This is a genomic window from Klebsiella sp. DY2415 (genome assembly GCF_026314315.1).
Lineage (GTDB): Bacteria > Pseudomonadota > Gammaproteobacteria > Enterobacterales > Enterobacteriaceae > Klebsiella > Klebsiella ornithinolytica.
Genome location: NZ_CP111115.1, coordinates 4063266 through 4078043, shown reverse-complemented (window position 1 = coordinate 4078043; position 14778 = coordinate 4063266). Strand labels below are relative to the sequence as shown.

At 55.4% G+C, this 14778-nt stretch carries 12 protein-coding genes; 3 read left to right on the top strand and 9 right to left on the bottom strand.

From position 1 onward, the window contains the following. Positions 1-19: 19 nt before the first annotated feature. The 7 genes from OQV00_RS19440 to OQV00_RS19410 form a co-directional block, all read right to left on the bottom strand. Positions 20-817 carry an SDR family oxidoreductase gene (locus tag OQV00_RS19440; RefSeq protein ID WP_071359224.1) on the bottom strand — a complete coding sequence of 266 codons (798 nt, stop codon included), beginning with the start codon at positions 815-817 and terminating at the stop codon, positions 20-22. Positions 818-880: 63 nt separating this feature from the next. After that, the gene (locus OQV00_RS19435; protein WP_015584935.1) at positions 881-1948 is read right to left on the bottom strand and encodes an ABC transporter permease; all 1068 of its coding nucleotides are present in this window, start codon (positions 1946-1948) and stop codon (positions 881-883) included. A gap of 17 nt (positions 1949-1965) precedes the next feature. Further along, positions 1966-3510, bottom strand: a complete 1545-nt coding sequence (locus tag OQV00_RS19430; protein ID WP_004859306.1) for a sugar ABC transporter ATP-binding protein — start codon at positions 3508-3510, stop codon at positions 1966-1968. A 1-nt stretch (position 3511) separates the two neighbouring features. After that, the gene (locus OQV00_RS19425) at positions 3512-4132 is read right to left on the bottom strand and encodes a DUF2291 family protein (protein WP_069476144.1); all 621 of its coding nucleotides are present in this window, start codon (positions 4130-4132) and stop codon (positions 3512-3514) included. 43 nt (positions 4133-4175) lie between these two features. Continuing rightward, on the bottom strand, positions 4176-5111 hold the full coding sequence (locus OQV00_RS19420) for a D-ribose ABC transporter substrate-binding protein (protein WP_004859313.1): 936 nt from the start codon (positions 5109-5111) through the stop codon (positions 4176-4178). 134 nt (positions 5112-5245) lie between these two features. Next, positions 5246-6766, bottom strand: a complete 1521-nt coding sequence (locus OQV00_RS19415; RefSeq protein WP_032716850.1) for an FGGY family carbohydrate kinase — start codon at positions 6764-6766, stop codon at positions 5246-5248. Positions 6767-7129: 363 nt separating this feature from the next. After that, positions 7130-8080: a sugar-binding transcriptional regulator gene (locus tag OQV00_RS19410; RefSeq protein WP_004859320.1), complete on the bottom strand. Its 951-nt coding sequence runs from the start codon at positions 8078-8080 to the stop codon at positions 7130-7132. 365 nt (positions 8081-8445) lie between these two features. On the opposite strand from OQV00_RS19410, the gene OQV00_RS19405 reads away from it, so the two are divergent. Together OQV00_RS19405 and OQV00_RS19400 are read left to right on the top strand one after the other, a co-directional pair. Continuing rightward, positions 8446-9276 carry a transketolase gene (locus OQV00_RS19405; protein WP_004859323.1) on the top strand — a complete coding sequence of 277 codons (831 nt, stop codon included), beginning with the start codon at positions 8446-8448 and terminating at the stop codon, positions 9274-9276. After that, positions 9269-10204 carry a transketolase family protein gene (locus OQV00_RS19400; RefSeq protein ID WP_004859326.1) on the top strand — a complete coding sequence of 312 codons (936 nt, stop codon included), beginning with the start codon at positions 9269-9271 and terminating at the stop codon, positions 10202-10204. The genes OQV00_RS19405 and OQV00_RS19400 overlap by 8 nt, the downstream gene beginning before the upstream one ends. A 49-nt stretch (positions 10205-10253) precedes the next feature. On the opposite strand, the gene entD is transcribed toward OQV00_RS19400, so the two are convergent. Further along, positions 10254-10889, bottom strand: coding sequence for an enterobactin synthase subunit EntD (entD, locus tag OQV00_RS19395; protein WP_088911527.1), 636 nt, complete (start codon positions 10887-10889; stop codon positions 10254-10256). Between the two features lie 104 nt (positions 10890-10993). After that, positions 10994-13234 carry a TonB-dependent siderophore receptor gene (locus OQV00_RS19390; RefSeq protein ID WP_064357278.1) on the bottom strand — a complete coding sequence of 747 codons (2241 nt, stop codon included), beginning with the start codon at positions 13232-13234 and terminating at the stop codon, positions 10994-10996. Positions 13235-13491: 257 nt separating this feature from the next. Between OQV00_RS19390 and fes the strand changes: the two genes are divergently transcribed. Next, the gene (gene fes, locus OQV00_RS19385; RefSeq protein ID WP_266279257.1) at positions 13492-14697 is read left to right on the top strand and encodes an enterochelin esterase; all 1206 of its coding nucleotides are present in this window, start codon (positions 13492-13494) and stop codon (positions 14695-14697) included. The last annotated feature ends 81 nt before the right edge of the window (positions 14698-14778 follow it).

Genomic DNA, 14778 nt, shown 5'->3' with positions numbered 1-14778 from the left:
GTCAAAACCCTGGCGGGTATTAAGACATGATTAAGCCGCCGTCGATGTTAATCGTCTGCCCGGTGAGATAGCGCGCATCGTCAGAGGCGAGAAAGGCCACCAGTCCGGCAACATCCTCCGGTTTCCCCGCCCGTTTCATCGGTATACCTTCTACCCATTCCGCCATCAGCTCGCCTTTGCCATAGCGCTTTTGTTCATTGCTGAGAATTTCGCCCCACACCCGGTCGTTGTAGTCCCACATTTCACTTTCGATAATTCCGGGGCAGAAGGCGTTGACGGTGATGTTCCACGGTGCCAGCTCATGAGCCAGGCTTTGCGTAATGCCGATAACGCCCATTTTGCTGGCGGCGTAATGCGGGGTGTAGATAAAGCCCTGGCGCCCCTGACCGGACGAGGTATTGATTAAACTGCCGTAGTTCTGTTTGACCATATATTTGGCCGCTTCGCGACAGCACAGCCAGACGCCGGTTGTATTCACGGCCAGCACTTTTTCGAAATCGGCTTTTGGCATACGATCGAAATAATCGATGGTGATCACTCCGGCGTTTTGAATAGAGACATCAATGGTGTCGAAGCGGGCTGCGGCCTGTTCGTACAGGGACTGAACCTGGGCTTCATCGGTGACATCAATCTCCAGCGACAGAATATCGGCCTGATAACGTTGGCGTAAGGTTTCTGCGGTTTCATGGACGCGCGGTGCATTAGAGACCATCACCAGCCTGGCGCCATCGCGTGCAAAGCGTTCGGCGATGCCGGCGCCAATACCACGGCAGGCTCCGGTAATGACGATGGTTTTATTGTGAAAATTTCTGTGCATACTTTTTCCCTTTAGCGAAGCCGGGCGGTTACGCCCGGCGGAAGAATCGGTGCTATGCGTGAATTAACTGGATGCCGCGCCGCTGGGGTGAACCGTCGCCAGCTTTTCTTCGTGGCGGCGCATGAGAATGACCTTGTTCTGTAGCTTCTGCTGGAACTGATCGACGACGACGGCGGTGACGATGACCACGCCTTTAATCACCATCTGCCAGAAATCACTGACCCCCATCATCACCATTCCGTCGGCGAGGAAGACGATCACGAAGGCGCCAATAATCGACCCGGTCACCCGGCCGCGACCGCCCGCCAGCGCGGTCCCGCCGAGAACGGTGGCACCGATCGCATCCATTTCGAACATGTTGCCGGTCATCGGGTGCGCGGTTTGCAGCTGTGAGGCGACAATCAGCCCGACGAACGCGGCGCAGAGTCCGGAGAAGGCATAAACAAAGATTTTGGCCTTAACAATCGGGACGCCGGCCAGACGGGCCGCGGACTCATTGCCTCCAATGGCGTAGATATAGCGGCCCAGCGGGGTTTTCGTGGTCAGCCAGTAGCCCAGCAGCAGAAAAGCGATCATCAACCAGATCGGCAGATAAATTCCCAGGACGGTACCGGAGCCGAGAGTGGAGAAACCGGTATTGCCCAGCGCTTCCATGCCGTTGAGATTGGGGTAAGTGCTACCGTCGTTAAACAGCAGGGCAGAACCGCGGGCGACGTACATCATTCCCAGGGTACAAATAAAGGGCGCCACGCCAAAGCGGGTGATCACGGCGCCGTTAACCAGCCCCACCAACACGCCAAAGATAGCCACGCACAAGATGACTTCCGGTACGTTGAAGAAGATGACGCTACCGTTCCATAGCGGCAGCCCGTTGGTCAGCAGGGCGCCGGCCACCATGCCGCAAATCCCGGCCACGGCGCCGACTGAAAGGTCGATTCCCCCGGTCAGAATGACCAGCGTCATCCCGATAGCCAGCAGGCCGGTAATGGCCACATGCTGGGTCATGATCAGCAGATTCGACGTCGTCAGGAAATTCGGTACCATCACGCTGAAAAACGCAACAACCAGCAGCAGAGCGATAAACGTTCTGGCCTTCAGCAGGTACATATAGATCATATATTTCTGGTTCATGATGGGTTCCAGCCTGATTAATCTTGAGGTGTTGAAGCCGCGATTAATTTTTCGCGGGTGACCGCATGACGCGGTAAATCAGCGGTAATACGGCCATCGGCCATCACCAAAATACGATCTGCCAGAGCCATCACTTCATCCAGCTCTGACGAGGAGAACATCACGGCCAGCCCCTGTTGCGCCATTTTGCCAATCAGGTGATAAACGTCCGTTTTGGCGCCCACGTCGATGCCGCGCGTGGGTTCATCCAGAAAAACGACCTGCGGCTGCGTCATTAACGCTTTCCCCAGCACCACTTTTTGTTGGTTGCCGCCGCTCAGAGAGGTGATGGGGAGCTCGGGATCGCTCACTTTGATGGCAAGCTGCTGAATCATCTCTTTAACGCTGGCATGCTCTTTATGCGGATTCAGCCATTGCCAGGCGCGGCGAAACCCCTGAAGACTGAAATCGGAGAGCGTCATATTGGATTGAATGGACATCATCTGCACCACGCCTTCGCCCTGTCTGTCTTCCGGTACCAGCGCCAGCCCTTTTTTGAGTCTGGCCTGAAAAGGGGCCCTGCCGATGTTTTCACCGTTGAGATGGATGCTGCCATTCTGGCACGGCATCAGGCCGACCAGTCCTTTAAATAGCTCGGTACGCCCGGCGCCCAGCAGGCCGTAAATGCCGATGACTTCCCCTTTACATAAGGTAAAGGTGACATCATTAAGTTTGTAACCGCCGCTATGGTGCAGCGCGGTCAGACCGTCCACCGCCAGCACCGCTTCGCCTTTGGGGGCCGGTTGATAGTCGAAATGCTTTTTCTTATCGCCGACCATCTGTTCAATGATCCACGGGATGCTGGCATCGCTGACGGTCCGTTCGCTGATAAAACGGCCATCGCGGAAAATGGTAATGTGGTCGCCAATTTCCATCAGTTCTTCCAGACGATGGGAGATATAGATGATGGTGACGCCGCGCCGTTTAAGCTGCCCGATAACATTGAACAGGACTTTGACTTCAGACTGGCTGAGGGCGGAGGTGGGCTCATCCATAATCAATACGCGCGTATCTTTGGACAGGGCGCGCGCAATTTCGACCAGCTGCTGGTGGCCAATACCCAGTTCCCCGAGCGGAGTGTAGGGATCAACATCAAGCTCCAGTCGTTCCAGCAGTGATTTAGCCAGTTCGTATTGGTATTTTTCGTTGATCCTTCCTTTCTGGAAAAACTCATTAGCCATGAAAATATTATCCATGACATTCATATTCGGGAATAAATTCAGCTCCTGGAAAATAATGCTGATACCCTGTTTTTCAGCCTGGTGAGTCGAATTTAATGAAACGGGAGAACCCTCGAGAATAATTTGTCCGGAGGAAGGCGTTTCGACACCGGCAAGCATTTTCATCATGGTGGATTTGCCCGCACCATTTTCTCCGATCAGAACGTTGACTTTATTTCGATAAACCCGGTAGTCGACGTTATCTAAGGCGATAACGCCTGGGTAAACGCGAGATAATCCGCGGGTTTCGATAATAACTTCAGCTTCGACTGGTTGGGGAGTGACGATTTCTTGCGCTGACATCTTATTGTCCTCCGGGGTGAACAATTTTCGCTGGTGTAATATCAGGGAATGTTTGCGGTATATCCCAGGCGGAAAATACGCCATAGACCTCAACCGTTTCGCCGGATTTTAGCTGTGCGCCGTTAATCATTTTTACGGCCTGTTCATTAATGGCCCGGCCATATTCGCCAAACAGGACCTGATCGTTAAAGTCGGCATAGCTGGCACCGTTATAGCCATCGCGCAGCTGGGTCCCACGCAGCGTCGGCCCCGTTTGCACGACGATAGCGCGGCCATTTTGATCCTGAACGGTCATTTTTCCGCTGCGTGACGTGGCGTCAAGCTTGATGACCTTACCTTCAACCTTGACGAAGAAAATGCACGGATTTTCTTCCTGAGCGCGATAACCCAATGTTTTACAAGCGCTGTCGAAATCTTTGGCCGCATGTAGCGCGGTCATTAACGCTTCCGCGGGGCGAGCCTGTGCGACTACCTGCGGTACAATTTTCTCCTGCCACGTCCGATCGATATGCGCCATGTGCGGATTGGGCGGGGATTTAAGATCGGCCAGCTCTTGCTGAGAGACAATGCGGCAACCTCCCAGTGCTACGATGGCCAATGCCAGCCAGGTTTTTTTATACATGAGACTCTCCTGTGCGCCCCGCAAGGGGCGCAACAACCCGAACTCAGGACTTGATATTGAAGTCCTGAACTTTGTCTGCGTTATCTTTAGTGATCAGGATGCCGCGGAACATGACGCGCTGTTTCGCCGGTTTCACCCCTTTTTGCAGGAAGTTATCGAGGTCGGTGACCCCTTGAGCGGCGATGGACTGGGCCTGCAGCATCACGGTGGCCTGCAGGGTTCCCGCTTTAACCGCATCACGCTCGTCATTGCTGCCGTCGATGCCGACAACCACGACGTCCGTACGGTTCGCGGCTTTTAGCGCGGCGATAGCGCCCAGAGCGACGGGGCCGTTACCGCAAATCACCCCTTTAACGTCCGGATGAGCCTGCAGGATGCTGTCCATAATGCGTTTGCCGTCGATTAACGTTCCTTTGGCATCCTGTCTGGCGACGCTGACCATGTCAGGATACTGGTCGATAACCTGATGGAAAGATTTGGAGCGGGTCACGCAGTTATTATCGGCAAGATTACAGGTGAGCTCGGCGTATTTTCCTTTCTCCGCCATTTTCTCAACAAATACGTTGGCGACTTCCGAACCCGCCTGGAAGTTATTGTGCGTGATTTGCTCAAGCGCCACATCATCGACAGGAATTTCCCTGTTGATTAATACCACGGGAATGCCTGCTTTTTTGGCTTTTTCAATGGCGGCGACGCTGGCGGTTGAGTCGGCGTTATCGAGAATAATACCCTGAACTTTTTTACCAATAGCGGTATCAATAAGTTCGTTCTGTTTTTTGACATCTTCGCCATGTGACAGAACCGTCGTTTTATATCCCAGCTGTTTGGCTTTTTCACTGGCGCCTTTGGCTTCCGAGGCGTAATACGGATTATCCAGCGAGTTGACCATAATCATAATGGTGCCTTTTTCTACCGCCTGAGCAGAAAATGAAAAAGCGGTCAGGGTTGCAGCAGTTAACAGCGTTAAACGTAATTTCATGACAATGTTCTCTCTATGTTGTTATTGTCGGGTACGGTGAAACAACGCAAGGCCTGAAAATCAGTTGTATGGTCCGGGGCTCTCCTTATGTTGATGATTCAGGTTCGTCGCGCAGCAGGATCCCTGGTGGGGCGTCAGGCGGACGGGGCCGGTTTCCATAATGTTCTGTCCACCGCATGGCGCCATTCCTGCCATCTTTTCTGTAAACGCAGATGGCGCGCCATATCGGGGCGAAATTCGCTGTGTTCGGTTAAGAACGCGCTTAAATCAGTCAGCGTACCGGGATGAATCGCTTTGCGGGCCAGCAGGGCCGCGCCAATCGCCGACAGTTCAGGGACATCGCTGCGCATCACCGGGCAACCCAGCAGATCGGCCTGGTATTGCATCAGCCAGTCATTTTTTGTCGGCCCGCCATCGACCATCAGCGCCGCCAGGTGAAAGTCGTCATGCTGGCGCATGGTAAGCACCACATCAGCAATCTGGTAAGTGATGGATTCCAGCGCGGCGCGAATCAGGTGGGCGCGCTTGACGCCGCGGCTGAGCCCGCAGATAACCCCGCGCGCGCTGTCGTCCCACCAGGGGGCGCCAAGACCGGTTAGCGCGGGGACAAAATAGACGCCCAGCGTGGAATCGACGGAGGCCGGCAGGGTATTGAGCTCGTGGGCCAGTTCGTGCGCGGAGAGCTCGCTTAATCCCGTGCTATCGGCCATCCAGGCCACCGCATCGCCGGTATGGGGGATATTGCCTTCCAGACCATAAATGATGCTGTCGCCATCGTGCCAGGCGATGGTGGTGGCCAGTGCGGCAATATCGCATTGAGCTGACTTCACCGGCGCCATGACCGACGATCCCGTGCCATAAGTGGCCTTAACGCAGCCCAGTTCACCGAGCGCGTGACCAAACAACGCGGCATGTGAATCGCCGACCATCGCCATCACCGGGATGCCGTCAGGAATGGCGGCCAGCCCTCGGGTATAACCGAATAACCCGCTGGAGGGTTTAATCTCAGGCAGCGCGGCGCGAGGGATCTGGAACAGCGCCAGCATTTCGTCATCCCATTGACCGGTATGTAAATTGAGTAACTGTGTCCGCGCGGCGTTGGAATAGTCGCAGCTGAATGCTGCGCCTTGCGTCAGGTTCCACAGCAGCCAGCTATCGATGGTACCGAGGCAAATCTCACCGCGTTCAGCCATCTCCCGGCCTTCCGGCAGCGACTCCAGCAGCCAGCGCATTTTTGAGGCGGAAAACAGCGGGGCAATCGGCAGTCCGGTGGTGGATTTAATCCGGGATTCTTTGCGATCGCGGCGCAGCGCTTCACAGAACCCCGCGCTGCGGGTACATTGCCAGGTGATGGCGGCGTTAATCGGTTTGCCGCTCTGGCGGTACCAGCCGATGGCGGTTTCACGTTGGTTGCTGATGGCTAATGCCGCCACGTTTTCTGCGCCAACGTGGTCGATAGCATTGGCTATTACCGCCAGCGAGGCCTCGACTAACGCCTCTCCGGATTGTTCTACCCAGCCATCGCGCGGTGTCTGGATAGCTAACGGTTGAGAAAACTTCACAATAACGTTGCCACGGCCGTCAAGTACCACCGCTTTGGCGTTGGTGGTACCTTCATCGAGCGCAATGATGAACTCTTTCTGTGTTGCCAGCATTAGATAGTCTCCTGAGTCACACGTCGTCCTGGCGCGAAGGGAAGGGCGAGCATTCCTCGTTATCGCATTGCTGCTTAGCAGGCCATGATGTGACATTTCGTTATCACTTTTTTAATCACTGAATATATATTCGATAGTGATTATTTATTTAATACCTTAGCCAGAAAGTTTCTCTGGGGCCAGAGGGAAAGTTATCAATTGTGCTGGCAATCACACTTATCTGGATCGCGAAATGTGCAGGGGATGCTGAGTGGGTACCGCGCTTAAACTATTTATTAAATTGAAATATAAGCATTTATTTGATGTGCCTTTGCGTCTTCCAGGAGGGCGCAAAGGCATGAGAAAAGATGTTTTAGCGGCGGATCAGGCGGTGACGAGCAGCCTGGCGGTCGGATAATCGGTGATTAAAACGTCAATATAACCGCCGGAGAGGGCGCCCTTGATGGCGGCGACTTTATCGCTACCGCCGGCCAGCGCGACGACATTGGGGCATTTTTTGACTTTCTCCAGCGCCATGCCGATAACAGGATCTTCATCATCACGTAACACCGCCTGCCCGTTTTTATCGTAATAGTGCAGACAAATATCCCCGACGGCGCCGCGCTCCGCCAGCACCTGCAGCATATCTTCGTGGTAATAGTTGCCTGATGTTTTGAGCAGTTGCGAAGGTTCGAGAATACCAATCCCGACGATAGCGATATCGACTTCATCAAAACGTGAAATCACATCGGCTACATCCTGGCTGGCAATCAGCCGGTTTTTCTCTTCCACCGAGCCTTCAATACTTTGCGAAGGCAGCAGCCAGGCTTCACAGTTTAGCCGTTGCGCCAGAGTCTGAGTGAGGATCGTTGCCTGCACATTGCCGTTAGGACCCACTCCGCCCAGCAGTTGAATCACGCCGCTGGCTTTCAGGTTCTGCGCGTGAACTTCGTCAACCATAGCCCGAATGGTCGAGCTCCAGGAGGAGACGCCAATCAGATCTTTTGGCCGTAGCCGCGTTTCAAGATAGTGGGCCGCGGCCGAACCGATGGCTCGTTTAAGGGTATGGTCGCTGGCATCCTCTTCGGTGTCCACCACGATGGCCTGCTTTATGCCGTAGCGATCCTCAATGCCTTTTTCGAGATTCAGGAAAATATTCGAGGGCTGCACGACGCTAATTTTGACCACCCCTTCTTTCTGGCAGCGGGTGATGGCGCGGGAGACAAATGACTGAGAAAGCGAGAGAAGTTGAGCAATGTCGGACTGCTTGCGTCCTTCAAGGTAGTAAAGAGTGGCAATCTTAACTAATAGCCGTTGTTCATCCTGCTTAGCCATATATATCCCCGAAAATCATTAACGTGCAGCCATTATGTTAGAGCCTGTAATCATACGCGAAAAAAAAAGACATTTAAGTGTGATGAGACTCTAACTTTTATCAATCCTCTAAAACAGCTATGGACAAAAACAGAACAGCGGTTGCATAATTGAATAAAGAATCATATGTGAATATATATTCATGATGATTTCAGGTCAACTGAAAAATTATCCAGGCGCAGGTATGCCTGATGGTGAGGAGGCAGAATGTTCCTGAGTCTGGTGCAGCGGCGAAAGCGCTGTGATGCGCTGCCAGGGGATATCTGGTTTTTTTAGTCCCTTACGGAATAAATATTCCAAGTTGAAATTAAATTCAGAGGTATTAAATGAATCCCTATAACTACGATGTTCAGGCACTTGAGCGTCAGGCTCGTGCGGTACGCCGCCACATTATCAGATTGAACGCCAACAGCCCTGCCGGCGGTCATACCGGCGCCGACCTGTCGCAGGTGGAGCTCTTAACCGCGCTGTATTTTCGTATTTTGAACGTTGCAGCGGACCGCATTGCCGATGAAGGGCGTGACATCTATATCCAGTCGAAAGGTCATGCGGTGGGCTGCTACTACTGCGTGCTGGCCGAGGCGGGATTCTTCCCGGTCGACTGGCTGAGCACCTATCAGCATGCCAACTCCCACCTTCCCGGTCACCCGGTTCGCCAGAAGACGCCGGGCATCGAGCTGAATACCGGGGCTTTAGGGCACGGTTTGCCCGTGGCGGTAGGACTGGCGTTGGCAGCGAAAAAGAGCCACAGCGCCCGCCGCGTCTTCCTCATTACCGGCGATGGTGAACTGGCTGAGGGGAGTAACTGGGAGGCCGCGCTGGCCGCCGCACATTACGGTCTTGATAATCTGATCATTATTAATGACAAAAACAACCTGCAGCTGGCCGGACCAACCCGCGAAATTATGAATACCGATCCGCTTGCCGAAAAATGGCAGGCCTTTGGTATGACCGTGACCGAATGTCAGGGCAATAATATGGCCTCGGTTGTCGCGACGCTTGAAGGATTAAAGCAGGAAGGGAAACCCAACGTCGTTATTGCGAATACCACGAAAGGCGCCGGCATCTCCTTTATCCAGGGGCGTCCGGAATGGCACCACCGGGTGCCGAAAGGTGAGGAGATTGCGCTGGCACTGGAGGAACTGAAAGATGAGTAATGCAGAACACCTGGCAAACGTGATGGTTCAGGCGTTTATCGATGCCGTAGAAAATGGAGTTGATCTGGTGCCTGTTGTCGCCGACTCAACATCAACCGCAAAAATCGCGCCATTTATTAAACATTTCCCTGACCGGCTGGTTAACGTCGGTATTGCCGAGCAAAGCATGGTCGGTATGGCGGCCGGTCTGGCGCTGGGGGGGAAAGTGGCGGTGACCTGCAATGCCGCGCCATTTTTGATTTCCCGCGCCAATGAACAGATCAAAGTCGATGTCTGTTACAACAACACCAACGTCAAATTATTTGGTCTGAATGCGGGAGCCAGCTATGGCCCGTTGGCGAGTACGCACCACGCTATTGATGACCTTGCGGTGATGCGTGGATTCGGCAACATTGAGATTTACGCGCCATCATCGCCACGGGAATGTCGGCAGATAATCGACTACGCCCTTCATCATCAGGGGCCGGTTTACATCCGTCTCGACGGTAAAGCGCTGCCGGAGCTGTATGCTGAAAACTATCGTTTTGCTCCCGGCGCCGTAAACACGTTGCGTGAAGGCCACGATCTGGCGCTGGTCGCTACCGGTTCGACGGTGCATGAAATTGTCGAGGCCGCCCAAACGCTGGCAGAGTCAGGGATTCAGGCGCAGGTGGTTAGCGTACCTTCGATTCGCCCTTGTGACACCTCAGCGTTACTGGCCGCGCTGAAGGGATGCAACGCGGTGATTACGGTTGAAGAGCATAATGTGAACGGTGGTCTGGGAAGCCTGGTAGCAGAGGTTATGGCGGAGGCAGGTATCGGTATTCCGCTGAAACGGCTGGGTATTCCTGATGGTGAATATGCGGCGGCGGCGGATCGTGGCTGGATGCGTCAGCACCACGGTTTTGATGCCCAGGCTATTATCGCCCTCGCCAAAACGATGTGTTGAGTCAGTATGACGTTTCCCCCGTGCGGCCCTGACCGCGCGGGTTCTTCCTTTACTGCCGGTGTTGCGTTTGGCAAAGCGTGATGACGTAGGACTCATCCACCATCCAATGCACCTGGAACACCTGCCGCGCAGTCCACAAAGTGATGACCTCGCCCTGAATGTCAGTTATCCGAAAGTGCATAAACCCTGTTCCTGCCTGCTGCGCGAGAGGCAGGGCCTTAAACCCACTCTCTTTGGCCGAAAAAGCCAGGGTCAGAGCCAGTTCGAAGGGCAGTCCGCTCGCCTTCAGCACCCCGCGTTCCGCCGGGCTGATAATACTGCTTTCCAGCTCCTCCGCCAGCGCGAGGGTGAGCACGTTTTCGATGTCGATACCAACCGGTCGGGCGGCGACGACGGCCAGCGCGCGGGTGTCGCAGTGGCTGATGCTGCCAGACCACGGGGCAGGCCACAGCGGCTGCCGCTGGTCACCTGTTCCGGGAACGCCTTTCACGCCCACTGCTTTCAGGGCGCAGGCCGCCGCGATACGCCCGGCAAGATGTTCCATCTGCCGTTTCCGGCCGCAATGTTCGATCTGCGGGTGGTGGGAGAGCCACAGGATATCGTGAGGCGCAAAGGTGGCCGGGTCGAAATCAATCTGATGCAGCCGATGTCCGGCAAAAAGAAAAGTGGAGTGTGTCGTTTGCATAGTGTCATCCTACGTCAGGATGCAGGTGAGGGGATAGCCTGGCAGGAGGCCAAAAAGCCAGGCCGCCCTCCGGGGGGAGAACGGCCTGGTCTTCAGGCGCGTAATCAGAACTGCGTGTTGACGCTCATGTACCAGGTCCGGCCCGATTCGTTATAGGTTTCGGCGCCCGCGCCGTACATATAACCGGTATCGCCGCCGGTGGTCTGGGCATTACCCGCGCGCCAGTGGCGCTTGTCGAAGACGTTATCCACGCCGCCGGTCAGACTGACGTATTTGGTGACGTCCCAGGTCGCGCTCAGACCGAGGATGCTGTACGGGCTCACCTCGTTCTTCTCGCTGCCGGTGACCGGCTGACCTTTGTAGTTATACTTCTTCGGTTCCTGCTTGCCGTACCAGGTGAAGGTCGACTGCACCGAAACATCCTGGTATATCTGCCAGCTCAGCGTTGAGTTCAGCGTATATTCCGGAATAATCGACAGACGGTCGCCGGTCTCTTTGTTCTTACTCTGCAGCATGTAGGTGATATTGTTGGTCCAGTTAACGGTTTCGCTAACCGGGACGTTCAATGTTCCTTCCAGGCCTTCTACTACCGCTTTCGGTACGTTTTCCCACTGGTAAATATCGGTTTTCACTTTACTCGTACCGGTCTGGGAGATCGGTGCATAGCCAGCTTCAATCTTGTTGCGGTAGTCGTTACGGAACCAGGTCACGCCAGCCAGCCAGCCGTCGCGTTTAAACTCAAGGCCGATCTCTTTGTTGATGCTGGTTTCCGCTTTCAGGTCTTCGTTACCCATCATATAGCAACCGGTGCCGGTTATGCTGGCATAACAGCCCTGGCCTTTACTGTACAGAATGTAGTTCGGGTTGGTCTGGTACAGGCTCGGCGCTTTATAGGCGCGGCCGATGCCCATCTTCAGGGTGAAGTCATCCCCGAGCCCCTGAGACAGGTTAAGCGACGGGCTCCAGTTGTTCCCCACAATGCTGTGGTGGTCAAAGCGCAGCGCCGGGGTCAGCATGGTGGAGTCGGTCAGCTCGATGTTGTCTTCAGCAAACAGTGAGAAGATCTCCGCCTGAGAATACGGGCTGCGGCCGGTGCTTGTAAAACCCGGAATGTCGCCGCCCATAAAGGTCTGGGTGTTGGAGGCCAGATCCTTCATCCGCTGCTGGTTCCATTCGGTACCCAGCGTCAGGTTCTGATTGACCCACAGGTCGAACGGAACGCTGACTTCACTGTGCAGCATCACGTCGGACAGGTCGATATCAGAGAATTGATCGCTGCTGAAAATCCCTTCCGTGCCCCCGGCCAGGCCTTCGCCTTTACGCGAGTTGCGGGTGTGCTCGTACTGCGCCCAGTTGCTGGTGGTGATGCCGTTATCCCAGCCGCCGTTCCAGGTCACCGAGTAGGTCTGGCGATAGAGACGGTTGGTCTCTTTGCCGTAATTTTTTTTCACCAGATCGTTGGTGTTGGTGTTCTGCGTATCCCCGGCGTACAGGTTGCCCTGGCGGCTGTAGCCCGCCTCAAACTCCAGCGAGTTCATCGGTGCAAAATCCCAGCGTACGACGCCGTTGATATTTTTGTTCTCCACCCCTTCACGGCCGGCCGGTAGCGTATCGGCGTAAATACCGGTACGTTCTGACTGATGGCCCTGGTTGATATCCCAGGCATCGGCCTGGGTTTTATCGAGGTTGCCTAACAGGCGGAAACTGAAGTCGCCGCCCAGCGGGCCGTTCAGGCTGAAGTTGGTGCGTTTGGTGGAGCCTTCATCTTTGTGCTCCGGGGCGTTCATGTAGGTGTTCCATGAACCGTGCCACTCGTTATCACCTTTTTTGGTGATGATATTGACCACGCCGCCCGCGGCGCCGTTGCCGTAGCGTACCGCCGCCGGTCCACGAATGACTTCAATGCGCTCAATCAGCTCCGGTGGGACCCAGTTGGTATCGCCGCGGGTATCGCGCTCGCCGCGCCAGCCCAGGCGGATGGAGTTACGGCTGGTGACCGGTTTGCCATCAATCAGGATCAGGGTATTTTCCGGGCCCATGCCGCGGATATCAATCTGGCGGTTGTTACCGCGCTGGCCGCTGGTGGAGTTGCCGGTCAGGTTAACGCCCGGCATGGTGCGGATAATTTCGGAGACATCGCGAGCGGGGGGACGTTTACGAATTTCCTCGGCGGTGATCGTCGATACGCCCGGCGCCTGCAGGTTTTGTTCGGCGGCAGTAACCACCATCGTCTCTTCGGTAGCCGTTTTTTTACTGTCGAGGGTCTCTTCCGCACACAGCGGGAAGGCGACCCCATAAATTCCCAGATTGACCAGCAAGGTCAAAGATTTGATCTTGTTATTCATTTTACGTCCTGCTTTCCGTTGCCGCATGCCCCTGAAACCCCTTCCCACCGGGAGGGGAGGCGGCAGAAATGTGGTCAGTAGAGGGCGAAGGCATTCCATCGCTGACCAAATGGCCCTTTCTGACATGTGTAATTAGAAGTGACTCTTCCCAAAGCGCGGTAATACGCTATTGCAAATGCAAATAGTTATCAATAATATTATCAATAAAAATTACGTTTATTGAGAAAAATCACGGTAAACATAGGGTTAATGACGGAATGTTAATGACAGGAAGTGATGACTGGTGGCAGGGGATCTCCGGTCCGCAGGCTGAGGCCGTTGGCGATGGCTATCGGGTGACCTTCTGGTGGCGAGATCCGGCGGGCAGCGAAGAGACCTCGTTGACGAAGCGGGTGTGGATTTACATCACCGGCGTCACCGACCATCATCAAAATGCCGTGCCGCAAACCCTGAAGCGCGTGCCCGGTACCGATGCCTGGCAATGGCAAACCACGCTGTCGCCCGCCTGGCGCGGCAGCTACTGCTTTATTCCCTCCGATCGCGATGACGATTTTGCCCCTGAGATTTTCAACGGCGGTAGCCCGGACCGTACGCTGCTGCGGGAAGGCTGGCGCAGACTGCTGCCGCGGGCGATAGCCGATCCGTTAAACCCGCAAAGCTGGAAAGGCGGACGCGGCCATGCGGTTTCGGCGCTGGAGCTGCCGCTGGCGCCGGAACAACCCGGCTGGTCGCTGCGGAATACACCTTATCAACCGCCAGTGTGCATTGAATGGCACAGCGCCCGGCTGGGTAACACGCGGCGGATATGGGTTTACACCACCGGTGAGGCCGTTGCCGCAGAGCGTCCGCTGGCGGTACTGCTTGATGGCCAGTTCTGGGCCGAGAGTATGCCGGTTTGGTCCGCACTGGCCGGGCTGACGCGCGAGGCAAAAATGCCGCCTGCGGTCTATCTGCTGATTGATGTTATCGACAACGAACACCGGAGTCGGGAGCTGCCCTGTCACGCCGATTTCTGGCTGGCGGTGCAGGAAGAGCTACTGCCTCGGGTACACCAAATCGCGCCTTTTAGCGACCGCGCCGATCGCACCGTCGTCGCCGGTCAGAGCTTTGGCGGCCTGGCGGCGATGTTTGCCGCGCTGTACTGGCCGCAGCGCTTTGGCTGCGTGCTGAGTCAGTCTGGCTCCTACTGGTGGCCGCATCGCGGCGGCGCGCAAACCGGCCTGCTGATCGAACGCCTGAGCCAGGGCGTGCTCCGCCCCCACGGCCTGCGAATCTGGCTGGAAGCCGGAGAGCGTGAGCCGCTTATTTTTCGCGCCAATCAGGCGCTTTTATCACAACTACAGCAGACACAGCAGACGATTTTCTGGCGTCAGGTTGACGGCGGGCACGATGCGCTTTGCTGGCGTGGTGGGCTGACGGCTGGGCTCATCCAGCTCTGGCAGCCGTTGAGCCGCGCGCAATAACAAAGTGCGCTTCAGACTCAACATCCTTCCGCATACCCCGAGGCGCTAGCCAGGGCGAAAGCCGACGGGAGGATGACGAGT